Source organism: Nocardiopsis sp. CNS-639 (genome assembly GCF_000381685.1).
GTDB lineage: Bacteria > Actinomycetota > Actinomycetes > Streptosporangiales > Streptosporangiaceae > Nocardiopsis > Nocardiopsis dassonvillei.
Map to the genome: position 1 here is coordinate 92,641 of NZ_KB906861.1, position 24,696 is coordinate 117,336.

The window sequence follows — 24,696 nt, forward strand, 5'->3', positions numbered from 1 at the left end:
GACCGCCCCGTTGTCTTCGCTGTTCCCGCCGCGGTCGCCGTGCGGTGCCACGCCGCGGGCACGGACTCGTGTCCGAAACCTTTGTTATGTACACGCCGGAGAAGGGTCGTCCGATTCCCCTACGGGCCTACCCGTGCTTTTCGGACGTACCGTGCGGGCCGTCCTCCTCCGGGCGTGGAGAGCCCGCGGGGTGCGTGTGCGGGCCCGACAGTTCTCAGTGTGGCGCTTTGCGCGGGTTTGTGTGCACCGCTACTCAGTCATGAGGGATGTTCTATACAAGTCTGTTATGTGTCTCGCACGCGGTGGATGGGGCGTTGGCCGACCCCTCCGGCACCGCCAAAGGGGGAGATCAACCGATTTCTTTGGCGATCAGTAGTGCGCGCTCGCCGCAGCTGCGATGATCTGGCCGCAGGAGGGGGCGTCGTCCGGGGGAAGGGCGGCGTCATGGGAACGAAAGGCAAGCCATCGTGCTCGATGCGGTTGACACCGCGCTCATGCGCGCGCTGCAAGGGGACGGCCGAGCGACGTTCCAGGCACTGGCCGACGGGGTCGGTCTGTCGAGGACCGCGGTACGCGCCAGAGTGCGCCAGCTCGTGCAGTCCGGGGCGATCAGGATCGTCGGGGTGCTGCACGCCGGGGTCGTGGGAATGGAGGTCCTCAGCCACGTGTCGTTCCGCGTCAGCGGCCCCGTGGGGCCGATGCTGGACGCGCTGGGGGAGAGGGAGGCGGTGACCTTCGCCGCGCACTCGGCCGGGCGGTTCCCGGCCGTGGCGCAGGTGCGGGTCGCCGACGACGCCGCCCTGACCAAGGAGCTCTCGGAGCTGCGCGCGCTGCCGGGGGTGGACGGCGCGGAGGTCTTCCGCGCCAACTCGGTGTTCAAGGACGCCCACAGCAGCGTGCGGGAGCTGCGCGACATCGAACTGGACGCCCTGGACTGGCGCCTGGTGCGGCAGCTGCTCAGGGACGGCAGGTCCTCCTACGCGGACCTCGCCCGCCAGGTGGGGCTGTCGCAGGCCGCGGCCCGCTCGCGGGTGGTGCGGCTGCTCGACTCGGGCGTGGTGCACGTGACCGCGCTGGTGGAGCCCACGGCGGTGGGGGCCAACGAGCGGCTGGGCTTCGGCCTGCGCTGCCGGGGCGACGCCGAACTGCTGGGGGCCGCGCTGGCGAACATGCCCAGGATCTCCTTCCTGGCCAGCGGTTTCGGGCGCTACGACGTCATCGGCACCCTCACCGCGCCCGACCGCTGCCAGCTGGTGGAGGCGCTGGAGGGGGTGCGCGCCACCCCGGGGGTCGGCTACGTGGAGTCCTGGGACCACCTGTCGGTGCGCAAGGAGCGCAAGGGGGGTGACCGTCCCCTGGAGTGGGTCGCGCCCTAGGGGCCGACGATCCGCGGCGCGACGCACGGAGAGGGGCGCGCCGCGGGCCGGTGACCCCGGTGGCGGGCACGCTGGGTAGGCGCGGGCGGCCTCTTCCGTCCGTATCTGTAACCAGCGGTAGCATTTTTACGTGTTTCCGGCGTGCATGGCTTGCGTCACGCTTAAGTTACCGGTGAGTATGGGAAGGGGTCGGTCCGTACCGGCCGCACCGGGCGCGGGTGTAGTGGGAGGCTGACGTGGCACTGGCGGAAACGTTGACGGCTGTGGGCACGGTGGCGCTCGCGCGGTGCGGCGGCCGACCGTTCGGGACGCACCTGTTCTCCGTCTGGCCGGGGGCCGCCTTCGCGGCGACCGCTTTCCCGGTCCGCTGCACCCCGGGGGACAACCTCGCCATCCACGTCGCGGTGGCCCAGGCCCCGCCCGGCTCCGCCCTCGTGGTGGACGTCGCGGGGGAGGCCGAGTACGGCTACGTGGACGAGATCCTGGCCGTGGCCGCCAGCACCCGCGGGGTCGCGGGCATCGTCCTGGACGGCTGCGTCCGCGACATCGCGGCCATCGCCCGGTGCGCGCTGCCGGTCTTCGGGGCCGGGGTCGCGGTCCGCGAGGCCGCGCACGAGGCGGGCGGCTCGGTGGGCCGCCAGATCAGCATGACGCCGGGCGGTCCCGCACCCCTGCCGGTGCGCCGGGGCGACTGGATCGTCGCCGACGACGACGGCGTGGTGTGCCTGCCCCGGGGGCAGGTCGGCTCCATCATCGCCGCGACCGTGGACAGCATCTCGCGCGAACGCGAGATCATCGACGCCGTCTACGCGGGGGAGAGCACCCTGGACCTGCTCGGCCTGGACCCCTCGCGGGTCGCGGGCTGGGAGGACCGCTCCGAGCACCGCTCGCGGCGCCCGGGGCGCCCGCGGACCCTGGGCGCCCTGCGCGACACCGCCGCGCGCGGCGCCGAGGGGCATCCTGCGGCCCGTTCGCGGCTCTCGCCGCGCTCCGCCGTGGGCGACCCCCGGGAGTGAGCCGCAAGGCCCCTCGGTGACGCTCTGGGGCGAGCCGGAAGGCGTTCCCCCGACCCCGGGACGCCACGGCCGCGCGGCGTGCCCGCCGGGGTCGCACGGGCCCGCCGGGGCGGACGGGACCCGGTGCGGGCGCACCGGCCCGGAAGCGCGTGGGAACGCTCCCAGGCCTGGGGGGCGCCGCCCGGTCGGACGTGGGCCGACGCGGACCGCTCAGTCCTCGGTGAACGAGAGCAGCTCGTCGATGTAGCAGGTGGCCTCCCGCGCGGCCCCGGCCGCGTCGGCGTCGCGGATCGCCTCGGTCAGCTTGGAGTGGTCCACGCCGTCGGTGGCCGAGGAGGGGCGGTCGGTCGCCTCGGCGCCCTGTTCGTAGGCCGTGTGCGCGATGCTCGCGTACACCACCTGTGCGATGTCGTCGTACAGGTCGATGAGCAGGGTGTTGTGGGTGGCGTTGACCACCGCGCGGTGGAACGTGAAGTCCGCCTCCACGAACGCGCCCATGTCGCGCTCGCGCCAGGCGGCCTCCCGCAGCGCCATGGCGCGGTCGATGTCGGCCATGTCCTCCTCGCTGTGGCGCAGCGCGGCCAGCCGGGCCGCCTCCACCTCCAGCGCGCGGCGCACCTCCAGGTTCTCCCGCAGGCGGGAGCGCTCCAGGCGGCGCCGCAGGGCGCCGCCGAGTTCGCTGGAGGCCCGCACGAAGGTGCCCGCCCCCTGGCGGATCTCCAGCAGCCCGGCGTGGGCCAGGGCGCGTACCGCCTCGCGGACGGTGTTGCGGCCCACCTCCAGCTGGTCGGAGAGCTCCGACTCGGTGGGGATGCGGTCGCCCACACCCCACTCGCCCGAGTCGATCTGTGCTCGTAACTGACTGATGACCTGGTCGACGAGACCGGTCCGGCGTGTCGAGGCGAGGGGCACGCGTATACCTCCTAGGGGCGGGTCGCCGGATGACTGGGCCAGCGCACAGGTACGGAACGGTTAAGGCCGGAGCTTAGACCAGTTGCGGTCGGGAATTGGCTTCGAACGATAATGCGTTATCCTCATGAAGTACATCGGGTCATCCTATGAATTTCTGCGAGTCGCCTCCATGAGCGCCGGACCAGCCCCCCGCACCCCCGTGACGAGCGGCCCCGCCGCAGGCCGGACCGCCCCGAGCCGTCCCCCGCGCGCGGCACTGCTGCTGCTCGCCGCCGGAATCGCCCTGGCGGCCCTGAACCTGCGCACCGCCATCACCAGCGTCGGCCCCGTGCTCGACGAGGTCACCGCCGGGCTGGGCATGACCGCCGTCGGCGCGGGGATCCTCACCACCCTGCCCGTGCTGTGCTTCGCGCTCTTCGGCGGTCTGACCCCCGTCCTGGGCCGCCGCCTGGGCGAGCACCACCTGCTGGTCTACGCGCTCATCGCCCTCACCGTCGGCCTCGCCGCCCGGGCCGCGGCCCCCGAGCCGTGGATGTTCCTGGCCCTGAGCGTGGTGGCCCTGTCCGGCGGCGCGGTCGGCAACGTCATCCTGCCCGCCCTGGTCAAGGAGCACTTCCCCGACCGCGTGGGCCTCATGACCACCGTGTACACCACCGGCCTGGCGCTGGGCACCACCATCGCCGCCGCGGCCACCGTGCCCCTGGAGCAGTCCACCGGCGAGTGGCGCGCGGCCCTGGGCGCCTACGCCCTCTTCGGCGTCGTGGCCGCCGTCCCCTGGCTGCTGGTGCTGCGCCACGAGCCCGCGCGCGGCGACGCCTCCCAGGCACTGGGCTTCGGCCAGGTGCTGCGCACCGGCCTGGGCTGGCAGTCCGTCCTCTACTTCGGCACCCAGTCCTCGGTCGCCTACATCATGTTCGGCTGGTACGCGCAGATGCTGCGCGACCAGGGCATGGACGCCCAGACCGCGGGCCTGGCGCTGTCCTACCTCACCGTCCTGGGCATCCCCATGTCCCTGGTGCTGCCCACGCTGCTGACCCGGACCAGCGACCAGCGCCCCTTCGTGCTGGCCTTCTCCGCCGCCTACCTCGTGGGCCTGGTCGGGCTGTGGTTCGCCCCGCTGTCGGGGGTGTGGGCCTGGACCACGCTCGTGGGGATCGGCATGGGCAGCTTCGTCTTCGCCCTGACCGCCTTCGCGCTGCGCACCCGCACCGGGGCGGGGACGGCGGCGCTCTCGGCCGTCAGCCAGAGCCTGGGCTACCTCATGGGCGGGGCGGGGCCCTTCCTGTTCGGACTGCTGCGCGAGGTCAGCGGCGGCTGGCACGCGCCCCTGCTCCTGCTGGCGGTGCTGGCCGTGGTCAACCTGGCCACGGGCCTGTTCCTGGGCCGTCCCCGCTACCTGGAGGACGCCATCGCCGCACGCGGCCTCACGAGGGCAGCCAGTCCAGACGGCCGATGAGGTAGACCGAGCCGACGAAGGCCACGACGTCGATGACCGTGTGCGCCACCACCAGGGGCATCACGCGTCCGTAACGCAGGTAGAACCAGCCGAAGACCAGCCCCATCACCAGGTTGCCGAAGAACATCCCGACGCCCTGGTAGAGGTGGTAGAAGGCGCGCAGCACCGAGCTGGCCAGCACCGCCTTCCACGGCGTCCACCCCAGCTGCCCCAGCCGGTGCAGCAGGTAGCCGACCACGATCACCTCCTCCAGGATCCCGTTCTTGGCCGCCTGGAGCACCAGGACGGGCACGTCCCACCAGTTCCCGGCCAGGGTGCTGGGCCTGATCGTGACCGTCAGCCCCAGCTGCCAGGAGACCACGTACAGCGCAAGGCCGCTCAGGCCGATCAGCGCGGCCAGCAGGGCGCCGGTGCCCAGGTCGAAGCCGGGACGGCGCACGTCGAAGCCGATCGTGGCCGAGGAGTCGCCCGAGCGGCGCAGGAGGTAGGCCACCAGCAGCACCGGGACCAGGGCGTTGGCCAGCGCGAACAGCTGCCACGACAGGTCCAGCCAGGGGCGCTCCTCGTCCGCTCGGGGGCGCACCAGGCTGGCGGTCTGCTCGGCCAGTGACTGGGGCTCGGTGAGCACGCCGAGGAAGGAGATGGTCGCCGAGACCGCCGCGGCGCCCAGCGACAGGGCGAGCACGCACAGGATCTCCCAGCGCAGCAGGCCGCGCTCGACGGGGGCGGAGGGGGCGGGCGGCGCCCCCGCGGGCAGTTCGGCGTCCGGGGTGCGGGTCTTGTCGGTCACGCGTTGCAATGTACGCGCTGTCGGCGGGGGCCGGTGACCTGGGGCAGCGGGGCGGGCCGAGGGCGTGCCGGGGCGGGCCCCCGGGCCCCGCCCCGGCACGTGCTGCCGCTGCGCGGGGGGCAGTCAGTCGTTGTCGTTGTTCTCCATGTCGCCCTCGCCGCCGTTGTCCTCGTTCCCGCCGTCGTCGTCCTCTCCGCCGTCCTGGTTGTTCTCCTGGCCGCCGTCGTCCTCGTCGCCCTGGTCGTCGCCCGGCGTGTCCACGGTCGGGGCGTCGGCCCCCTCGGGGTCCTCACAGGCCGCGACGCCGAACACGGCCACGGCGGCGATCGCCGAGCCCGCCAGCGCCCGGCGCAGGGCGGTCAGGGTCCGGCTGCTGATGTCCTCGAAGCTCATCGCTGACTCCCTCGGGTCGCGGTTCGTGCCGGGGGTCCGCCCGGGCCTGGGCGGCGGGCACGAGTCGGGTGTTATCCGTCCGTGACCCACACTAGGGCGTGTTCCGTGTCCGTGGCCAGGAAAGCGCGGAGAGTGACAGGCCGCGGTGTGGCGGGGCCACGCCGCCCGGCGGACGGGGGAGGGGTCCGAACGCGCGGAGGAGGGGAAGCCGACCCGCGCCGCCGCCCGAGCGCGCCCGGGCGCGCTCGGGTCAGCGGGGCGCGGGCTCAGTCGTCGCCGTCATCGCCCTCGTCGCCGTCGTCGTCCCCGTCATCACCGCCGTCGTCTCCGTCGTCCCCGCCGTCATCTCCACCGTCGTCTCCGTCGTCGCCCTGTTCGACGTCCACGTTGGGCATGAGGTCGTCGCAGGCCGCGGTGCCCAGGACCACGACGGTGGCCAGGGCACCCACGGCGAGCACCCGGCGCAGTGCGGCCAGGGCGGTGAGGAGCGGTTCGAACGCCTTCAACATCTCCTAGCGAGGAACCCCGGCCGTTCATGGCCGGGAGGAATCGCTTCCCTCACCCGCACGGGCGGTCATTCTGGGCGTTTTTGCTGGTCGATGTACTCAGCGATCACCGACAGCGGCGCGTCCCCACACGAGGCGGCGAAGTAGGACGGCGACCACAAGTGGTTGCCCCACAGGAACTGTCGCACGTGGTCGGGGAACTGCTTGCGCAGGTAGTGCGCCGAGGTGCCCTTGAGCCGGTTGACCAGTGTCGAGACAGGGAGTTTGGGCGGGTAGTGCACGAGCAGGTGGACGTGGTCATCCTCGCCGTTGAACTCGCGCAACTCAGCTCCCATGGTCTCGCACACCTGCCGCATGACCTGTTCGCAGTGGGCCAGCGTCTGGTCGGTGAGGACACCACGCCGGTACTTGGTGACGAAGACAAGATGAGCATGAAGGTCGGATACAACGCTTCTTCCACGCCTGACATTGGGATCTGGTTTCCACCTTGGTGACATGGATAAGACGGTAACCTGTGGGTGTGAAGATCGTTGTGCAGGTGAAGCTGCTCCCCGGCGCCGCCCAGGAGGCGACGCTGTGGGAGACGCTGAAGTTGTGCAACCAGGCGGCCAACCGCGTCTCGCGCCGTGCGCACGAGTCCGGGGTGAAGGCGAAGACACCGTTGCAGCGGCTGGTCTACGACGACCTCAAAGCGATGGGGTTGTCCGCGCAACCGGCGATCCACTGTGCACGCAAGGTCGCCGGGGCCTATGCCACGCTGAAGGCCAACCTCAAAGCCGGAAACCACGGCTGTGAGGGGTCCAAGCGGCGTACCCGGGTGGAGAACACGCCGGTTCGGTTCCGCAAGGACGCCGCGCAGCCGTTCGACGACCGGTGCCTGTCCTGGCAGATAGACGCGCACACGGTGTCGATCTGGACCGTGCACGGCCGGGTGAAGGGCGTGCCGTTCGCGTGCTCGCCCGACCAGGCCAAGACGCTCGCCCAGTACCGGCGGGGTGAATCCGACCTCGTGCGGCGCGGCAACAGCTTCTACCTGTACGCCACCTGCGAGGTTCCCGAGGCCGACGAGTACACCCCCGAAGGTTTCGTGGGTGTGGACCTCGGCATCGCGAACATCGCCACCACCAGCGACGGCACCGTTCACTCGGGCAAGCAGGTCAACCAGGTCCGCCACCGCAACCGCCACCTCAGGCGCCGTCTCCAGAAGAAGGGAACCAAGTCCGCCAAGCGTGTCCTGCGCCGCCTCTCGGGCCGCGAGGCGCGGTTCGCGGCCGACACCAACCACCGCATCGCCAAGCAGATCGTGACCGAGGCTCAACGCACCTGTCAGGGTGTCGCCCTGGAAGACCTGGGTGGCATCCGCAAGAGGGCACGGCTACGCAAGCCCCAGCGGGTCACGCTGCACTCCTGGTCCTTCGCTCAACTGGGCGCTTACATCGCCTACAAGGCGAAACGGCTCGGAGTGCCGGTGGTGTACGTGGACCCGGCCTACACCTCCCTGGGGTGTAGCGCGTGTGGCCACGTCGACAAGAGGAACCGGCCGAGCCAGGCCACTTTCCGATGCACGTCGTGCGGCTTCGCTGAGCACGCCGATGTGAACGCAGCCCGCAACATCTCCTCCAGGGGTGTGGCGGGCTGGGCAGTGAGTCACGCTGCCGACGACGCGGCCTGAAGCACACCTGCCAAGTGTGTGGAAGAGCTGCAAGCTCGGTCCTTCAAGGCCGAGAAGCTGACGCCAGACCTCCGGATCTGCGGGCGGGCCGCGGGGGCGCGGCCCCGTGCAGCGGCCAGCCTAGGACCCGGCCGCGCGGGCGGTCGGGGCGCCCCCGTCCCCGCGGGGGCCGGACCCGCGTTCAGGGAGACCGGCAACGGACACGGCGGACGCCGCGCACAGGACGAGCCGCCGGCCATGCGCGTGTGACACGGAGCGCGCATGGCCGACGGCTAGGGGGCGGAGGCCGCCCGCCCCGCCCCAGCCACGAAAGCGGGGAGGGACGGCCTCCTGGGAACGAAGACCAGTGTCAGTGAGCCGCTGAGAACTGGTCTTCCTCGGTGGAGCCGGTGAGAGCCGTGGTGCTGGCCTCGGGGGAGATGGTCGTGCTGATGGAGTCGAAGTAGCCGGTACCGACCTCGCGCTGGTGGCGGGTGGCGGTGTAGCCCTGCGACTCGGCCGCGAACTCGGCCTCCTGGAGCTCGACGTACGAGGTCATCCCGTTCTGGGCGTAGCCCTTGGCCAGGTTGAACATCGAGTAGTTGAGCGAGTGGAAGCCCGCCAGGGTGATGAACTGGAACTTGTAGCCCATGTGGCCCAGCTCGCGCTGGAACTTGGCGATGGTCGCGTCGTCCAGGTGCCGCTTCCAGTTGAAGGACGGCGAGCAGTTGTAGGCCAGCATCTGGTCCGGGTACTCGGCCTTGATCCGCTCGGCGAAGTCGCGGGCCACCTCCAGGTCGGGGGTGGCGGTCTCCATCCACAGCAGGTCCGAGTGCGGGGCGTAGGCCAGGCCGCGCGCCACGCAGGCCTCGACGCCGTTGCGGAAGCGGTAGAAGCCCTCGGCGGTGCGCTCGCCCGTGATGAAGGGCTGGTCGCGCTCGTCGACGTCGCTGGTGATCAGGGTCGCGGCCTGGGCGTCGGTCCGCGCGATGACCAGGGACGGGACGCCGGCGACGTCCGCGGCCAGGCGGGCGGCGTTGAGCGTCTTGACGTGCTGCCCGGTGGGGATGAGGACCTTGCCGCCCAGGTGGCCGCACTTCTTCTCGGAGGCCAGCTGGTCCTCCCAGTGCACGCCCGCCGCGCCGGAGGCGATCATGCCCCGCATCAGCTCGTAGGCGTTGAGGACGCCGCCGAACCCGGCCTCGGCGTCGGCCACGATCGGGGCGAGCCACTCGGGCGCGCTGTCGTCGCCCTCGGCCCAGGTGATCTGGTCGGCGCGCATCAGCGCGTTGTTGATGCGGCGGACCACGGCCGGGACCGAGTTGGCCGGGTACAGGCTCTGGTCGGGGTAGGTGTTGCCCGAGAGGTTGGCGTCGGCCGCGACCTGCCAGCCGGAGAGGTAGATGGCCTTCAGTCCGGCGCGGACCTGCTGGACCGCCTGGTTGCCGGTGAGGGCGCCGAGGGTGTTGACGTAGTCCTCGGTGTGGAGCAGGTCCCACAGGCGTTCCGCGCCGCGGCGGGCCAGGGTGTGCTCCTCGGTGACCGAACCGCGGAGCTTGACCACGTCGTCGGCGGAGTAGGTGCGCTCGATACCGGCCCACCGGGGGTTGGTCTCCCAGTCGCGCTGGAGTGCGGCGCTGGCTTCCTGTCGTCGAGCGCTGGTGCCCATGTTCGATCCCGCCTTACGTGTAGTCCCCAAGTGTTCACACCGGTCGAGAAGGCCGGGTCAGAGCCAGGGGGTGAGCCCTGAGCGGTAAGTTCCCCGCCGGTAACTAGATTCTTGGGCAACTTCCGAGGCTTTTCCATGGGAAATCTTGCGAAGATCGACATTTCTTTCCGTACTATGAAGCCATGGCGTACTTTGGTGCTGAAGAAATACCGTCTTTGACAGGTGACCTGGATCTCGTCACCTTTGGTCAGCGGCTCCGCCACCTGCGGCGGGCACGCGGCCTCACCCTCTCCGACCTGGGCGAACGCGTCGGCCGGGCCCCCTCCCAGCTCTCCCTGCTGGAGAACGGCAAGCGCGAGCCCAAGCTCTCCCTCCTCACCTCCCTGGCCTCGGCACTGGGCGTCTCGGTGGAGGAACTGCTGTCCAAGCAGCCCCCGAGCCGCCGCGCGCAGCTGGAGATCGCGGTCGAGGAGGCACAGCGCGACACGCTCTACCAGGATCTGAACCTGCCGCACCTGAGGATCGGCAAGCGGGTCCCCAACGACGTGCTCGAACACATCGTGGGCCTGTACGGGGAGCTCCGGCGGCGCAGCGCCAAGCCGACGGCCACCCCCGAGGAGGCCCGCCGGGCCAACGCCGACCTGCGCCGCCAGATGCGCGAGCGCGGCAACTACTTCGAGCACATCGAGAAGGCGGCGGCCCAGACCCTCGACGCCGTCAACTACACCGCGGGGGCCCTGTCACAGGGGCAGATCCTCGCCATCGCCACCCACCACGGGTTCTCCCTCAAGTACGTGCAGGACCTGCCCCGCTCGGTGCGCTCCCTCACCGACCACGTCAACCGGCGCATCTACCTCAAGCGCGAGACCACGCTGGGCATGCACAGCCCGCGCACGATCCTGCTCCAGACCCTGGGCCACGTCGTGCTGGGCCACGGCAGGCCGCGCGACTTCGGCGACTTCCTGCGCCAGCGGGTGGAGGCCAACTACTTCGCCGCCGCGGTCCTCATCCCCGAGTCCACCGCCGTGCGCTACCTCCAGGAGGCCAAGCAGGCCCGCGACCTGTCGGTGGAGGACCTGCGCGACGTGTACTCGGTCTCCTACGAGATGGCCGCGCACCGGTTCACCAACCTGGCCCACCGCCACCTGGACCTGGTCTGCCACTTCATCCGCAACGACGAGACCGGCATCATCTACAAGGCCTACGAGAACGACGGCCTCGTCTTCCCCACCGACGACACCGGGGCCATCGAGGGCCAGCGCATGTGCCGCCAGTGGTCGGGGCGACAGGTCTTCGCCTCGCCGGACCGCTACTCGATCTACTACCAGTACACGGACAAGCCCAACGGCACCCACTGGTGCGTGGCGCACGTGGACCCCAGCCGCGAGCGCAACTTCGCCATCACCCTGGGCGTGCCCTACAAGGAGTCGCGCTGGTTCCGCGGGCGCGAGACCACCAACCGCACCAAGTCCAACTGCCCCAACGGCGAGTGCTGCGTGCACCCGCCCGCCGAGCTGGCCGCGCGCTGGGAGGGCAACGTGTGGCCGTCGGCCCGCGCGCACTCCCACGTGCTCTCGGCGCTGCCCTCGGGGACCTTCCCGGGCGTGGACGAGCACGACGTCTACACCTTCCTGGAGAAACACAGCGCCGACTGAGCGACGGGCCCGGCGGGGGACGCGGAAAAGGGGGGCGGCGCGCGCCGACCCCCCTCTTCCGCGCATGCCGCCGCGCGGCGGACCGCCGGGGCCTCAGCGCACCGGCAGGCCCGTGACGGCGCGGCCGATGATGAGCTTCTGGATCTCGCTGGCGCCCTCGAAGATGGTGAAGATCGTGGCGTCGCGGTGCCAACGCTCCACCGGGTAGTCGCGCGTGTACCCGTTGCCGCCGAGGATGCGTACCGCGTTCTGGGTGACGAACGTGGCGGTCTCGCTGGCGTAGAGCTTGCTCATCGAGCCCTGCGCGCTGTCGAAGTCCTTGTCGTTGCGCGCCATCCACGCCGCGCGCCACACCAGCAGGCGGGCCGCGTCGATGCGGGTGGCCATCTCGGCCAGGGTGAAGGCCACGCCCTGGTTCTCGCCGATCGGGCGGCCGAACTGCTCGCGCTGGGTGGAGTAGTCGCGGGCGTACTCGTAGGCGGCGCGGGCGCAGCCCACCGCCATCGCGCCGACCGTCGGGCGGGAGGCCTCGAAGGTCTTCATGGCGGCCTGTCCCTTGGACCCCCTGCCCTCGCGGGCGCGGGCCAGGCGCTCGTCGAGCTTGTCCTTGCCGCCCAGCAGGCACGAGCCGGGCACGCGCACGTCGTCCAGGACCACCTCGGCGGTGTGCGAGGCGCGGATGCCGTGCTTGGCGAACTTCTGTCCCTGGCTGAGCCCGGGTGTGTTGGGCGGCACGATGAACGTGGCCTGCCCGCGCGAGCCGAGCTCGGGCTCCACCGAGGCGACCACGACGTGGATGTCGGCGATACCGCCGTTGGTCGCCCAGGTCTTGGTGCCGTTGAGCACCCACTCGTCCTTGGCCTGGTCGTAGACGGCGCGGGTCCGGATGGCCGAGACGTCGCTGCCCGCGTCGGGCTCGGAGGAGCAGAACGCGGCGAGCCGGATGTCGTCGGGGGTGCCGAACATCTGCGGCGTCCACTCGAAGAGCTGCTCCTGGGTGCCGTTGGCGGCGACGGACACCGCGGCCAGGCCGGTGCCGGTGATGGCCAGGGCGATGCCCGGATCACCCCAGTACAGCTCCTCGAAGGCCACGGGGATGCCGACGCCGCTGGGCTCCAGCCACTGGTTGGCGAAGAAGTCGAGGGAGTACAGGCCGATCTTGGCGGCCTCCTGGATGATCGGCCAGGGGGTCTCCTCCCGTTCGTCCCACTCGGCGGCGGCGGGGCGGATGACGTCGGCGGCGAACCCGTGGGTCCAGTCCCGGACCTCGCGGACGTCCTCGCTCAGTTCCAGGCTGAAGCCGGGCGCGGTGGCCTCACTCATGCGCTCACATCCTTTGTCGGGGGCCCTCCGGGGGAGGGGGTCAGTATGTGTTACCAACGGTAACAGTTGACTTCGCCTGCCACAACGCCGTGCCCGAGCGCGGGGCGCCCCGGGCTCCTTTGGGCCCTGACGGCGTTCGGTGGCGGAGCGGCCCTTCCGGCCCGGGCGCCCTGCGGTGCGCTCCGGAGCGTGACCGGGCGGTTTCGGCGGCCGAAACCCCTGCGCTGGCGGGGATCCGCGGCCTAGACTGAGGGCATGGGCCTACCCTTCCCCCGGGTTCGAGTTCCCTCCACGCCCCCTCGGACGGCCTCCGTCCGCCTCCTTCTCGCGCTCCCCCTGCTCCTGTGCCTGGGCGCCTCCTGCCTCCCCTCCGCCGACGACGGGAGCGCGGACGCCCCGCCCCGCTCGGTGTCGGACCTGGACGCCGGGGAGCGCGAACGCCTGGCCGACGTCCTCGCCGCGCGCTCCCTGGACACCGCGACCGGGGACCCCCGTCTGTCCAGCGCGCTCGCGCTGGAGGCGGCGGGCCTGGCCCACACCGACGCCTCGGCGGCGGCGATGGCACGCCTCGCCGAGCCGCACCGGGTCATGGACCTGGACAGCGGCGGCGAATCCCTGAGCGCCCTGGCCTTCGCCTACCAGGGCCGGTTCCTCGCCGGGGGCACCGAGGGAGGGCGGATCCTGGTCTGGGACGTCTACACCGGCGACACCGTCCTCGACCAGCGGGCGCCCGGCGCCGTGGAGGAGGTCGCCCTGGACACCGAGGGCCTCCTGGTCGCGGCCCGGCACGGCGGGGGCGGCGCCGTGGTGTGGGACGTCGACTCCGGAACCGAGCGGGCCCGCCTGGACACCGGAGACGCCTCGGGCGCGGTCTTCGTCAGCAGTTGGCGGGGCTCGTTCCTGGAGGCCCAGTACCTGGCGCTGGGAACGGCCGAGGGCGGCGCGCGGCTGTGGGACACCGGGACCTGGGAGGCCGGGCCCCGGGTCGCCCAGGAGGAGCGGCTCGTCTCCCTGGGCATGACCGGACACACCAGGACCCTGGTCACCCTGACCGACGACGGGGTCCTCGGCCTGTGGGACGCCACCACCCGGGCGTCCATCGGCGAGACGGACCTGGGCGCGGTCGGCTTCCCCGGCGGGGGCTTTCGGCTCGCGCCCGCGCCGGTGGGCCACGACACGATCCCGGTGACCGGCGACGAGGGCGTCTTCGTGGTGTCCGTCGAGGCGGTCCAGCACGGCGACGGCCCGGTGGACACGCCCCAGTACTGCACGGGGGTCTTCTGCGACGAGCCCTCCACCCGGCCCAGCCGGCACCAGCACGCGGACACCCACGCGGGCCCGGCCGCCCAGGGCAACGCCGCGGCCCTGGTCACCGCGGAACCGGCGGTCGGGTCCGACGAACTGGTCCTGTGGGAGTCGCCGCCGGTCGCGGTCCTGGACTACCGGCGGACGGACTCGGTCACCGTTCCGGGCAGGATCGCGCTGGTCGCGGCCCCCAGGACGACGTCCGGCCTCCACGTCGTGGCCGCGGCCCCCACCGACGGCGACCCCGCGCTGTGGGACCTGAGCCGCGACCCCCACGCCCCCTACCTCGACGAGGAGGCGCTCACCATCGCGCTGGAGACGCGCTGCGCGGGCGCGCCCGTCCTCCTCGGGCCGGGGGAGTGGGAGCGCGAGCTGCCGGACCTGGCCTACGAGCCCGTGTGCGTCAGGATCCAGGACGAGCAGGCCACCGACACGCACGGGACGACCACGGGACCGACCCCGCCGACCCCGGTCCCCGCGGCGCCGACCACCGACTGAACCCGCCCCGCACCGGGGCACACCGACCCGGCGGCCGGGAGCCGCCCTCAGACCGGGAGCGCACATGGCACCGACCGACGGACAGGGGGCCTCCGCGGGCCGCGGACGGCGCGGGCCCCGAGGCGCACGAGGTTGGAAGCCGTCCGGGGGGACCGTGGCGTGGGCGACCGTGCTGGCCGCCCTCCTGGCGGCCGTCCCCGTCGTGTGGGGCGGAGGCGGTTGGCTCGGGCGCGGCGCCCTGGAGGTCGTGGAGCTGTCCGCCGACGGCTCGCAGGTCGTCGGCGGACAGGTCACCGACCCGGCCCAGGACACGGCCGCCCAGGACGCGGAGGTCCACGCCACCGTGCTCACCGTGGTCCTCAGGAACGACTCCGACGACCTGAAGGTGTTCGAGCGGATCACCGTCCGGACCGAGGACTTCGTCCCGGTCACCGAGTGCGTCGACGGCGTCGGCGGACCCGTCGAGGTGACGGCCTCCTACGAGATCGACCTGCCCGCGGTGGGCGAGGAGTCCTCCACCGACATCGCCTACGCCCTGGAGCCCAAGAAGGCGGAGGCGCTCGAACTCCCCGTGGGCGCCAACGACCTGGGCGGGGGCGTCGCCCTGGTCCGGATCACCCTGCACGAGAGCGGGGGCGACACCGAGGAGGTGGGGAGTATCGCCGTGCTGACCGTCCCGGGCACCTGGAACCTCTACCCCCGCCCCCTGCACCGGCTCGACATGGGGAGTATGCCCTCGCCCCGGTGCGTGCACGAGACCCACGACGGCCTCCTCGCCCTCACCGGGGAGGCCCCCGAGGTCGCCGACAACGTCCGCACGCTCACCGAGAACGTCGGCGAGACCTCCCGGCAGCTGGGCGGCTGAGCGGTCCGGACGCCGGGCCCCGGTTCCGGAGGGCGCGGGCGGAACGGAGGCCGTGACCGGGCCGATCGCCGGGGGGAGAGTGACGTCGCAGCCAGAACCTCTCCTACGGCGGCTCGACCGCGCTCGGGCCCGAGGAGGCCCGTCGGGGCAGCGGTGTGCTCGCGGACGGGAACACGTTCGCCCCGGCCTTTCCCGAGACCGGCGACGGCGGGGCCGTCACGCGGGTCGACGTCCGGCCCCCGCCCGGCGGCAGGGCTTCCCGGTCCGGACATCCGACCTCTAACCTGGCTCGCATGAACGCCACCGCGGGCAACGGCGCCCCCACCCTCACCATCCCCATCGGATACAACGGCCCCGACGGTTCGGGCAACGGCGGCTACACCGCCGGACTGCTCGCCGCGCGGCTCACCTCCGTCGGCGGACCGGCCGTGCGGGTCACCCTGCGCACCCCGCCGCCCCTGGGCCGCCCGCTGACGGTGGAGAGCGGCCCCGAGGGCGCCCTGCACCTGACCGACCCCGGCGCCGGGGAGGACGCCCACCTGGTGGCCGAGGCGGTGACCGCCGACCTCCCCCGTGACTCCGCCATTCCCGGCGGCCCCGTCACCGTGCCCGAGGCCCGCGAGGCCGAGGAGCGCTACGCGGGCCTGACCGACCACCCCTTCCCGCGCTGCTACAGCTGCGGCCCCGAACGCGCCGAGGGCGAGGGCCTGCGCCTGTTCGCCGGTTCCGTGCGCCCGGGCACCGGCCCCGACGGGGTCGGCAACACCGTCGCCTGCGCCTGGACCCCGCACCCGTCCCTGGACGAGGGCTCCGGCGCGGTCGGTCCCGCCCAGGTGTGGGCCGCACTGGACTGCCCCGGCGGCTGGTCCAGCGCCATCTCCGGCCGTCCCGCCCTCCTGGGCCGCATCACCGTCCGCGTGGACGAGCTGCCCAGGATCGGTGAGGCCCACGTGGTGATGGGGTACCTGGAGGCGGTCGACGGCCGTAAGATCACCACCGCCAGCGCCCTCCACGACGGCGAGGGCCGCCTCCTGGCCCTGGCGAGGGCCACCTGGATCGCGCTCCGGGCCTGATCCGGGGCTCCGCGAGCCGCTACGGTGAACCCTTGTGGCACTCGAACGCGCGCGGCCGACCGCGCTGACCGACAGCAGTGACGCCTCCGGCGCGCCCGCGCCGCAGGCCTCGGCCCCGCGCGGAGGGCGGGGCGCGCGCGGACGCGACCCCGAGCGGCGCCGCGCCATCCTGGACGCGGCCGACCGGGTGATCCAGCGCGACGGCCCGGACGCGTCGATGGTGGTCATCGCGGCCGAGGCCGGGATCAGCAAACCGATCCTGTACCGGCACTTCGGTGACAAGGGCGGCCTGTACCGGGCGCTCGCCCGGCGCCACGTGGACCCGCTCATCGAGCGCATCCGCGAGGAGCTGCACCAGCACACCGAGTTCGAGGTCCGGGCCCGCGCCACGGTCGGCGCCTACCTGTCGATGATCTCCCAGAACCTCAACCTCTACCGGTTCCTGATGGACCGGGCCACCTCCGAGGACTCCCGGACCCGCGGCGACCTGGGCATGATGGTCCGCCGCCTGGGCGAGGAGCTCGCCGACCAGCTCGTCGCCGAACGGCGCGTCGGCGACCGCCCGCGTTCCCAGATCGTCGCGCACGCCGTCGTAGGCATGGTGCAGGCGGCGGGGGAGTGGTGGCTGGAGCACCCCGAGGTCGGCGAGGAGGAGATCATCGACGACCTCACCGCCGCGGTGGTCGGCGCCATCCGCGCCAGCGAGACCTAGACGGCTTTTTCGTTCCCTCCCTTGACCTGGAGTGCGCTCCAGGTCCCATGCTTTCTGTTCATGAGGGACTACTACACGCCGGGCCAGGTCGCGCAGCGCTTCGACCTCACCCTGGACACCCTGCGCTACTACGAGAAGGCGGGACTGCTCCGCCGGGTCGAGCGCTCTCCCAGCGGGCACCGCCGCTACCGGGCCGACGACGTCGAACTGCTCGACATGATCCGGTGCCTGCGCGAGACCGACATGCCCATCGTCCGGCTGCGCGAGTTCGCCGAGCTCATCCGCGAGGGCGAGCACACCGTTCCCGACCGCCTGGACCTGCTCCAGGGCCACCAGGAGCGGCTGGACGAGCGCATGGAGGAGATGCGCCGGTGCCAGACGGTGATCCAGCACAAGATCGACTACTACCGCGGCGTGCTCGCCGCCCGCGCCCCCGAACCCCTCAAGGAGACCTCCTGATGCGCTACACCACCATCGGCGACCGCCGTGTCAGCGCCCTGTGCCTGGGCGCGATGAAGTTCGGCAGCGAGACCGACGACGCCACCTCCGCCGCGCTGCTCGACCGCTTCGTGGCGGCCGGGGGCACCTTCGTGGACACCGCGGACTGCTACCAGTACTGGGTGGAGGGCTTCGAGGGGCACGAGAGCGAGACCTTCCTGGGCCGCTGGCGGCGCGAGCGCGGCGTCACCGACGAGGTGGTCATCGCCACCAAGCTCGGCGCGCAGCCCACCGTGCCCGGCACCGGCGCGGAGACCAAGGAGGGACTGTCGGCGCGGGCCGTGGCGACGGCCGCCGAGCGCAGCCGCGAGCGCCTGGGAATGGACCGCCTGGACGTGCTCTACGCCCACAACGAGGACCCCAGAACCCCGCTCCCGGAGACCCTGGAGGCCTTCGCCGCCCTGGTCGGCGAGGGCGCCGTCGCCCACCTGGGGCTGAGCAACCACCGCGCCTGGAAGCTGGAGAGGGCCCGCGCCGTCACCGAGGCCCGGGGGTGGCCGCGCCCCCGCGTGCTCCAGTACCGGTACAGCTACCTCCAGCCCCGCCTCGACCTGCCGCTGCGGTCCGCGGGCCACATGCACGCCACGCCCGAACTCCTGGACTTCGTCCGAGCCGAGGCCGCCGAGGGCCGCGAGTACACGCTGGTCGCCTACACCTCGCTGCTGTGGGGCGCCTACACCCGTCCGGAGAAGGCCGCCGAGCTGGACCGGGCCTACGACCACCCGGGGACCCCAGCCCGCCTGGCCGTCCTGGACGAGGTCGCCCGCGAGACCGGCGCCACCCGCAACCAGGTCGTGCTCGCCTGGCTCATGGGCAGTGACCCGAAGGTGGTGCCGCTGGTGGGGGTGAGCTCCCTGGAACAGCTGGACGAGGCGATCGAGGCCACCGACCTGGTGCTCAGCGACGAGCAGTGGAGGCGCATGGCCGAGGCGGGGTAGCCGGGGACGGGCCGAACGCCGTGCACCGGTGCGGGCACCCCCGGTGGTGCTGGGACGGCTGCTCCTGCGGACCGCGCGGTACCCGGCCCGCTCCGCTGCCAGCCCGCTCCGCCACCGGGGTGGGGCGGGGCCGCGTGCGGTGCGGCGTTGTCCACAGGGCGAGGTCGCGACCTGGCGGGAGAGAGGGCGGTCGGTCACACTGGAATCGGGGGTACACGCGGCGTCCACAGGCGAGGCGCAGCGCCCCCGGACCAAGGTTAGGCCGTCTCCACTGTGCGGCACCAGCCAGTCCCTCACCCTGTGGACGTCCCGGCCCCGCCTGCTGTCTGCCGTCTGTCGCCTGCCCGGAAGGGCGGGCATGGCCGGGGCCGGTCACCAGTCCCGGACAAACCACGTGTAACACCTCATAAGTATTCATGCGCGGTTTTCACCATCCTTTGACCGGATACCTTCCCTAGTGGCGGCGGAGCGGCCGCGCCGCCTCGGTCCGCGAACCCGTGGGAGGGGCGACTTGCCCGACAGCACGTACCACCAGATCCACTTCGCCTGGGCCGAACCCACCCTCCTCGGCCGGTTCGGACCCGGACCGGCCGCCTCCTCCCTCCCCGAGGCCGAGCAGCCCGTCCTGCGCTCCTGGCGCGACCGCCTCGTCCCCGCGCTCACCGCCGACTACCGCTCCGCGCTGCCCGACACCGACCCGGGGGAGTACCCCGAGACCCTCTGGGCGCGCGCCTACCCCGACGGGCAGGCCGCGCTGGTCTACCGCTGGCCCGGCGACGTCCGGTCCGCGCACGCCTGGGCGATCGTGGGGCCCGCGCACGGCCTGACCCTGCCGCGGCTGCTCTCCCTGCACGAGAATCCCCACACCCGCCCGGCCCCGCGCCGCCCGCCGGAGCCGGGCTGGGCGACCATGGACGCCCTGCCCACGCCCGAGCCCTGGGAGCGCACCGCCGCACCCGGGGCCGTGCGCACCCGGGACCGGCGCGCCGCCGAGACCACCGTCGGGGGCGAACCCCTCCTGGTGGGCGCGGTGGCCGCCGCCCTGTACCGGCCCGAAGCACCGATCCACATCGCCCTGGCTCCCGAACGGGCCGACCTGTGGCAGGCGGTGCAGCTGCGCTTCCTGTGGGGCATGCACCGGATGCTGCACGACGTGCTCACCCCGCCCCGCGCCATCCCCGCGGCCGGGTGGAGCTGGTCGTTCTCCACCTACGACCCGGTGCTGGGCACCCCGGACGGCCAGCACCTGGCCTTCGGCCCGCCGGTCGCCGACGCGCCCGGGCCCTTCCTGCGACCCCCGGCCCCCGACTACCGCGCGGTCGCGGAGGGGCTCGTGTCCGTCCTGCGGGAGGAGGGCGGGGACGCGCTCGCCCGCCACCTGGCCGAACGCGGTGTCGCCGAGGCCCCGACCTTCGCCGACCGGCGCGCGCTGCTGCGCGACTGGCTCGACCCGCGGCCCCGGCGGTTCGACGAGGTCCCCGTCCCCGAACGGCTGCCGGACGGGGACGCCGTGTACGGCGGTGCGCCCCTGCCCGACCTGCCCGAGGTCGAGGCCCCGGGGGAGGAGGAGACCGGTCCGTGGCCGCTCCCCGTATCCCGCGTCCCGGTGGGCCGCCCTGGCCTGGAGACGGACGCGGTCCCGGGTGTACCCGGCGGCCAGCGCTCCCTGAAGGGGATCACCGAGGAGGACGTGGAGCCCTCCTCCGCCGGGGCGGGCACCGGAGGGCGCGGGGACGACCGCGCGGACCCCGCCGCGCACGGGGCCGAGGGAACCCGCGGAGGCGGCGAGGCCCACCGGGAGCACGGGACGCGCGAGGGCGGTGAGCCGCACAGGGACGAGGAGGCCCACGGACAGAGCGGGAAGCGCGGGGGCGGTGAGGCGGACGGGGACAACGAGGCGCTCTGGCCCGAACCCGCGTCCGAACGCCCGCCCGAGGAACCGGGAACCGACGGCCCCGGTGACGCCTCGCCGCACCCGCACCCGCGCATCGCACCCGCCCGGGGGCAGGCGTCCGCGGCCCCGGAGGGCGCCTCCGCGCGGTCCGGCGTCTTCGGGGCGCCCGAACCCCACCGCAGGCCGCGTCTGGTCCCGGACACCGGCGGCGAACCGGCCTCCGACCGGGCCTTCGAGTCCCGTGAGCCCGCCTCCGGGGCCGAGGAGGCGGGGCGGAACGGGTTGTGGTCCGCCGGTGCGCCGATGCCGGACGGACCAGAGGAGCACACGTCCCGGGAGGGCGGACCGCGGACCCCCCGGAGCGGCCGGGAGACCTTCCGGTTCCTCGGCCGAGGCAGACGCGCCGTTCCGGAACCGGACGAGTCCGCGATCCAGGGTGGACCGCCAGGGGACGCGGCCGTGCCCGCCCACGGAGCGCCGGAAGGCGGGGTCGGATCCGCGCCCGGATCCCCGGACGGGACGCCGGGAGGCCGCGCCGCGCGCGCGTCCGAGTTCGCGGGCGCGTCACCGCGCAACGGGGACGCGGAGGAGTCCGCGCCCCGCAGCGCGCCGCGGGAGGAGCCCCGTAGCTGGCCGCGGGAGGCTGCGGCCGCGTCGGCGCCCCTGTTCGCGGACGGAGCGCCACGGAACATGTCCGCGCCCGCGCCCGGGTCCCCGGACCGGGCGTCCACGGACGCGTCCGACCCACGGACCGGAGCCCTGCGTGAGGAGACCGCGGAGCCGTCACCGGCCCCGGCCCAGGACACCTTCGGAACGGGCGGGACGGTAAGCCTGGCCCGCGAGTCCGCACCGCCCCCCGAATCCCTCCACCAGCCCCCCGCTCCCACGGACGAGTGGACCATCGCCGCCTCCCCCGGAACACGGGGGCCGTCGCCGGACCGAGGGACCGCGGACCCCGACCCGGCCCCGGGGCCCGGCCTCACGGACGGTCCCGAGGACCGCACCCCCGCCGACGCGCCGCCCCTGCCCGTGGTCCCCGACCAGGAGACCGACCCCCCGCAACCGGCGCCGCTGGACTACGCGGCCGAGACCGAACCCGACCTGGAACACTTCCCCGACGACGAGGTCCCCGAGGACAACTGGCCCACCCAGTACGCCGACCTCCCCCTGGCCCGGCTGGAGCGCTGGCACTCCCGGCACGGACCCGAGGGCGCCCGCATCGACATCGTCGACGCCCGTGCCGCCGTCCGGGCCGAACGCGCCGAACTCCAGCGGGTCCGCGAGGAGCGCGATTACTACCACGCGGAGGTCCAGGACCTGCGCCGCGAGGTCGCCCGCCTGGACCGGCCCTGGCTGGACCGGGCGGACGAGGAGGAGGACGCCCCCGAGGCGCCCCGTCCCCGCCGCTGGCCCTCCCGCGCCCTGGTCCTGATCCTCCTGGCGGCCTTCCTGGCCACCGGCCTGGAGGCGGGCGCCCGGTTCGGCCTGGGCACCGTGGACCTGTTCGGACTGCTGGGCGCCGCGATCACCGGCGCCTCCTGGTGGCCCCTCTGACCGACCGACCAACTGACCGGCGACACCGGAACCCGCCCCACCGGCCGGGCCCCGTGTACCCGCCACCGTGAGCATGCCCGTCCCGGTGTGCCCGCTACTGTGCGCGGGTCCGTCGCGGTGTGCCCGCTACCGTGCGCGATTCCGTCCCGGCGTACCCGCCGGGTGCGGACCGCCCTGTCTCACCCCCGGGCGGCCCCGGCCAGGCGTCCCAGCACCCGAGGCAGCTCCCCGGTGTGGGCCACCGCCAGCCGCCGCGTGGCCCGGGTGACCGCCACGTACAGGTCGTTGCCGCCGCGCGGCTGCGCCAGCACCGCCCCCGGTTCCACGACCACCACCGCGTCGAACTCCAGCCCCTTGGACTCGGTCGCGGTCAGCACCACCACCGCCTCCTCCAGGGGGTCGCGCACCCGCCCCGGGGCCGCCGTCCCCGGCCGCGCGGCCCCCGGCAGCGCCGCCGCCACCGCGTCCGCGTGCCGGTCCGCGGTGACCACCGCGACCCGGCCCTCACCGATCGCGGCCGTCTCCTCGGCCACCAGCGCGGGCAGCTCCGCCAGCGACGCCAGCCGCACCGCGCGCGGCGGGTCGCCCTCCTCGCGCACCGACTCCGGCACCTCCTCGCCCGGAGCGGCCACTCGCAGCACGTCGGCGGCCACCGCCATGATCGGCTCCGGCGTCCGGTAGTTCACCCGCAGCCGCTCCACGTGCACCTTGCCGGGAGCGTAGGGTTCCAGCGCCTCCGGCCACGAACGCGCCCCCGCCGCGCTGCCGGTCTGCGCCACGTCCCCCACCACGGTCAACGACCGGGTCGGCACGCGCCGCATCACCGTGCGCCAGGCCATCGGCGACAGCTCCTGGGCCTCGTCCACGATCACGTGCCCGTACGTCCACTCCCGGTCCGCGCCCGCCCGGTCCGCGGTGGTGCGCGCGGCCCCGGCGTCCCGGTGGCGCGCAGCCAGCGCCGCCGCGTCCATCATCCTGTCCTCGAACAGGCCGGTGAACTCCAGCACCCCCTGCGCGTACCGCTCCTCCTCGGCCCGCTCGGCGTCCTCGCGGCGCTCGCGCGCCCGCGCGGCGCCGTCGTCCTGCCCGAGCAGATCCGCGGCCTCGTCCAGCAGAGGCACGTCCTCCACGGTCCACGGCTTCCCGGCCGAGCGCGCCAGGAGCGCGCACGCGTCCCCGCCGAACCCGGCCCGCGCGCCCACCCGCTCCAGCGCGGCCGGGTCGGCGAACAGCTCCCGCAGCAGCCGCTGCGGGGTCAGGTGCGGCCACAGGGCCTCCAGAGCCTCCCGCACCGGGTCCTCCGACCACAGCCGCGCGCCCGCGAACTCCAGGTCCTCCTCGTCCGCGGGCCGCCCGAGCAGGCGCGACTCGGCCCGGGCCAGCTCCGTGAGCAGGGACCCGACCGCGTACTTGCGCGCGGTGTTGTGCGGCAGGCGCAGTCCCCGCGCGGTCCGCAGCACCCGTTCGCACAGCGCCCCCGGCACGCGGAGCGCGCCCACGTCGGTCTCCACGACCAGGTCCGCGCCGCCGAACGCCTCCAGCGGCGTGCGCTGGCGGTCGGCCACGGCCGCGTGCAGCAGGTCGGCCATCGCCAGGCAGCCCTTCACCGCCGCCGCGTCGTGCGCGTCGCGGCGGGTGGCCGCCACCCCCGGGAACAGCTCCCCGACCGTGCGCATCACCGCGTCGGTCTCCCCGAGGGAGGGCAGCACGTCGCCCACGTAGCGCAGGAACGCCGGGTTGGGACCCACCACCAGCACCCCGCGCCGCTCCAGCACGGCGCGGTGGGTGTAGAGCAGGTAGGCGGCGCGGTGCAGCGCCGCCACGGTCTTGCCGGTGCCGGGCCCGCCCTGGACCACCAGCACCCCGGCCAGCCGGGCGCGGATGACGCGGTCCTGTTCGGCCTGGATGGTGGCCACGATGTCGCCCATCCGCCCGGTCCGGCCCCGGCGCAGCGACGCCAGGAGCGCGGCCTCCCCGACCAGCTGGCGGCGGTCGGTCTCGCTCAGCCCGTCGGGGTCGAACACCTCGTCGTCGAGCCCGAGCACCCTGCGGCGGCGCACCCGCAGGTGGCGGCGGCGGGTGACCCCGTGCGGGTCCCCGGGCGTGGCGGCGTAGAAGGGGCGTGCGGCCGGCGCCCGCCAGTCCACCAGGATGGTCTCGTACTCGGCGTCGCGCAGCCCGATCCGGCCCACGTACCGGGTCTCGGGTCCGTCACCCTCATGGGAGAGGTCGACGCGGCCGAAGCACAGGCCCTCCTCGACCGCCCCCAGCTGGGCGCGGCGGCGCGCCTGTTCGTAGGAGCGGGTCTCGCGCTCCACGAGGGCCGCGTACCCCCCGCGTTCCTGGAGGTGGGCGGAGGCGAGCTGTTCGGAGGTGTGGGCGCGCAGGGCGTCCAGGCGCTCGTACATCGCGCTGATCCTGGCCTGTTCCGCGGTCAGGGCCGACGAGGCGCCCCCGTCGGCGCCGGTTTGACAGAACTCCATCGGCTTGCTATACTCCGTATATTGGATTTTTTCTGAGCGAATCCAAAAAGCGACAATGGGCTACGCACCCTAGCACAGCGCCGCGCGCCCGCGCGAGAGCGCTTTCGCGTCATCCCCCTCGACGCGCCG

Annotated in this window: 20 protein-coding genes; 12 read left to right on the forward strand and 8 right to left on the reverse strand. The window is 73.5% G+C overall.

All coding sequences use genetic code 11. From position 1 onward, the window contains the following. Positions 1-467: 467 nt before the first annotated feature. Positions 468-1,376, forward strand: a complete 909-nt coding sequence (locus G011_RS0114360) for an Lrp/AsnC family transcriptional regulator (RefSeq protein ID WP_013152459.1) — start codon at positions 468-470, stop codon at positions 1,374-1,376. Between the two features lie 263 nt (positions 1,377-1,639). After that, the gene (locus tag G011_RS0114365; RefSeq protein ID WP_019609087.1) at positions 1,640-2,392 is read left to right on the forward strand and encodes an RraA family protein; all 753 of its coding nucleotides are present in this window, start codon (positions 1,640-1,642) and stop codon (positions 2,390-2,392) included. Between the two features lie 210 nt (positions 2,393-2,602). Here the strand turns inward: G011_RS0114365 and G011_RS0114370 are convergent, their stop codons facing one another. Continuing rightward, positions 2,603-3,304, reverse strand: a complete 702-nt coding sequence (locus tag G011_RS0114370) for a FadR/GntR family transcriptional regulator (RefSeq protein ID WP_013152461.1) — start codon at positions 3,302-3,304, stop codon at positions 2,603-2,605. Positions 3,305-3,473: 169 nt separating this feature from the next. Between G011_RS0114370 and G011_RS0114375 the strand changes: the two genes are divergently transcribed. Beyond that, the gene (locus tag G011_RS0114375) at positions 3,474-4,760 is read left to right on the forward strand and encodes an MFS transporter (protein ID WP_026338302.1); all 1,287 of its coding nucleotides are present in this window, start codon (positions 3,474-3,476) and stop codon (positions 4,758-4,760) included. On the opposite strand, the gene G011_RS0114380 is transcribed toward G011_RS0114375, so the two are convergent. The 4 genes from G011_RS0114380 to tnpA form a co-directional block, all read right to left on the reverse strand. After that, entirely contained in the window at positions 4,729-5,550 is an 822-nt protein-coding gene (locus G011_RS0114380) for a CPBP family intramembrane glutamic endopeptidase (protein ID WP_019609089.1), read from the reverse strand. The two genes, G011_RS0114375 and G011_RS0114380, sit on opposite strands and share 32 nt — an antisense overlap. 123 nt (positions 5,551-5,673) lie before the next feature. Beyond that, positions 5,674-5,943 carry a hypothetical protein gene (locus tag G011_RS0114385; RefSeq protein ID WP_019609090.1) on the reverse strand — a complete coding sequence of 90 codons (270 nt, stop codon included), beginning with the start codon at positions 5,941-5,943 and terminating at the stop codon, positions 5,674-5,676. Between the two features lie 266 nt (positions 5,944-6,209). Beyond that, positions 6,210-6,452: a hypothetical protein gene (locus G011_RS0114390; protein ID WP_036552709.1), complete on the reverse strand. Its 243-nt coding sequence runs from the start codon at positions 6,450-6,452 to the stop codon at positions 6,210-6,212. Positions 6,453-6,517: 65 nt separating this feature from the next. Then, entirely contained in the window at positions 6,518-6,946 is a 429-nt protein-coding gene (gene tnpA / locus G011_RS0114395) for an IS200/IS605 family transposase (protein ID WP_081642972.1), read from the reverse strand. Positions 6,947-6,969: 23 nt separating this feature from the next. Here tnpA and G011_RS0114400 point away from each other — a divergent pair, with 23 nt between their 5' ends. After that, positions 6,970-8,121 carry an RNA-guided endonuclease TnpB family protein gene (locus G011_RS0114400; RefSeq protein WP_019609093.1) on the forward strand — a complete coding sequence of 384 codons (1,152 nt, stop codon included), beginning with the start codon at positions 6,970-6,972 and terminating at the stop codon, positions 8,119-8,121. Between the two features lie 349 nt (positions 8,122-8,470). Here G011_RS0114400 and aceA read toward each other — a convergent pair whose 3' ends face one another. Continuing rightward, positions 8,471-9,769: an isocitrate lyase gene (gene aceA / locus G011_RS0114405; protein ID WP_019609094.1), complete on the reverse strand. Its 1,299-nt coding sequence runs from the start codon at positions 9,767-9,769 to the stop codon at positions 8,471-8,473. Positions 9,770-9,984: 215 nt separating this feature from the next. Between aceA and G011_RS0114410 the strand changes: the two genes are divergently transcribed. Continuing rightward, positions 9,985-11,424: a helix-turn-helix domain-containing protein gene (locus G011_RS0114410; RefSeq protein WP_019609095.1), complete on the forward strand. Its 1,440-nt coding sequence runs from the start codon at positions 9,985-9,987 to the stop codon at positions 11,422-11,424. Positions 11,425-11,517: 93 nt separating this feature from the next. Here the strand turns inward: G011_RS0114410 and G011_RS0114415 are convergent, their stop codons facing one another. Next, positions 11,518-12,747, reverse strand: coding sequence for an acyl-CoA dehydrogenase family protein (locus tag G011_RS0114415; RefSeq protein ID WP_019609096.1), 1,230 nt, complete (start codon positions 12,745-12,747; stop codon positions 11,518-11,520). A gap of 255 nt (positions 12,748-13,002) precedes the next feature. Between G011_RS0114415 and G011_RS31760 the strand changes: the two genes are divergently transcribed. From G011_RS31760 to G011_RS0114450, 7 genes are all read left to right on the forward strand, one after another. Further along, positions 13,003-14,550: a WD40 repeat domain-containing protein gene (locus G011_RS31760; RefSeq protein WP_019609097.1), complete on the forward strand. Its 1,548-nt coding sequence runs from the start codon at positions 13,003-13,005 to the stop codon at positions 14,548-14,550. A 154-nt stretch (positions 14,551-14,704) separates the two neighbouring features. Continuing rightward, positions 14,705-15,415, forward strand: a complete 711-nt coding sequence (locus G011_RS0114425; protein ID WP_019609098.1) for a hypothetical protein — start codon at positions 14,705-14,707, stop codon at positions 15,413-15,415. Positions 15,416-15,708: 293 nt separating this feature from the next. Beyond that, positions 15,709-16,488, forward strand: coding sequence for a hypothetical protein (locus tag G011_RS0114430; RefSeq protein ID WP_026338305.1), 780 nt, complete (start codon positions 15,709-15,711; stop codon positions 16,486-16,488). Between the two features lie 34 nt (positions 16,489-16,522). After that, positions 16,523-17,200 carry a TetR/AcrR family transcriptional regulator gene (locus G011_RS0114435; RefSeq protein WP_019609100.1) on the forward strand — a complete coding sequence of 226 codons (678 nt, stop codon included), beginning with the start codon at positions 16,523-16,525 and terminating at the stop codon, positions 17,198-17,200. 60 nt (positions 17,201-17,260) lie between these two features. Beyond that, positions 17,261-17,659 (forward strand): MerR family transcriptional regulator, encoded by a 399-nt coding sequence (locus G011_RS0114440; RefSeq protein ID WP_013152474.1) that lies wholly within the window; start codon positions 17,261-17,263, stop codon positions 17,657-17,659. Beyond that, entirely contained in the window at positions 17,659-18,636 is a 978-nt protein-coding gene (locus tag G011_RS0114445) for an aldo/keto reductase (RefSeq protein ID WP_019609101.1), read from the forward strand. The genes G011_RS0114440 and G011_RS0114445 overlap by 1 nt, the downstream gene beginning before the upstream one ends. 511 nt (positions 18,637-19,147) lie before the next feature. After that, entirely contained in the window at positions 19,148-22,084 is a 2,937-nt protein-coding gene (locus tag G011_RS0114450) for a hypothetical protein (RefSeq protein WP_026338306.1), read from the forward strand. A 179-nt stretch (positions 22,085-22,263) separates the two neighbouring features. On the opposite strand, the gene G011_RS0114455 is transcribed toward G011_RS0114450, so the two are convergent. Beyond that, the gene (locus tag G011_RS0114455) at positions 22,264-24,567 is read right to left on the reverse strand and encodes an ATP-binding domain-containing protein (RefSeq protein ID WP_019609102.1); all 2,304 of its coding nucleotides are present in this window, start codon (positions 24,565-24,567) and stop codon (positions 22,264-22,266) included. Positions 24,568-24,696 lie beyond the last annotated feature (129 nt).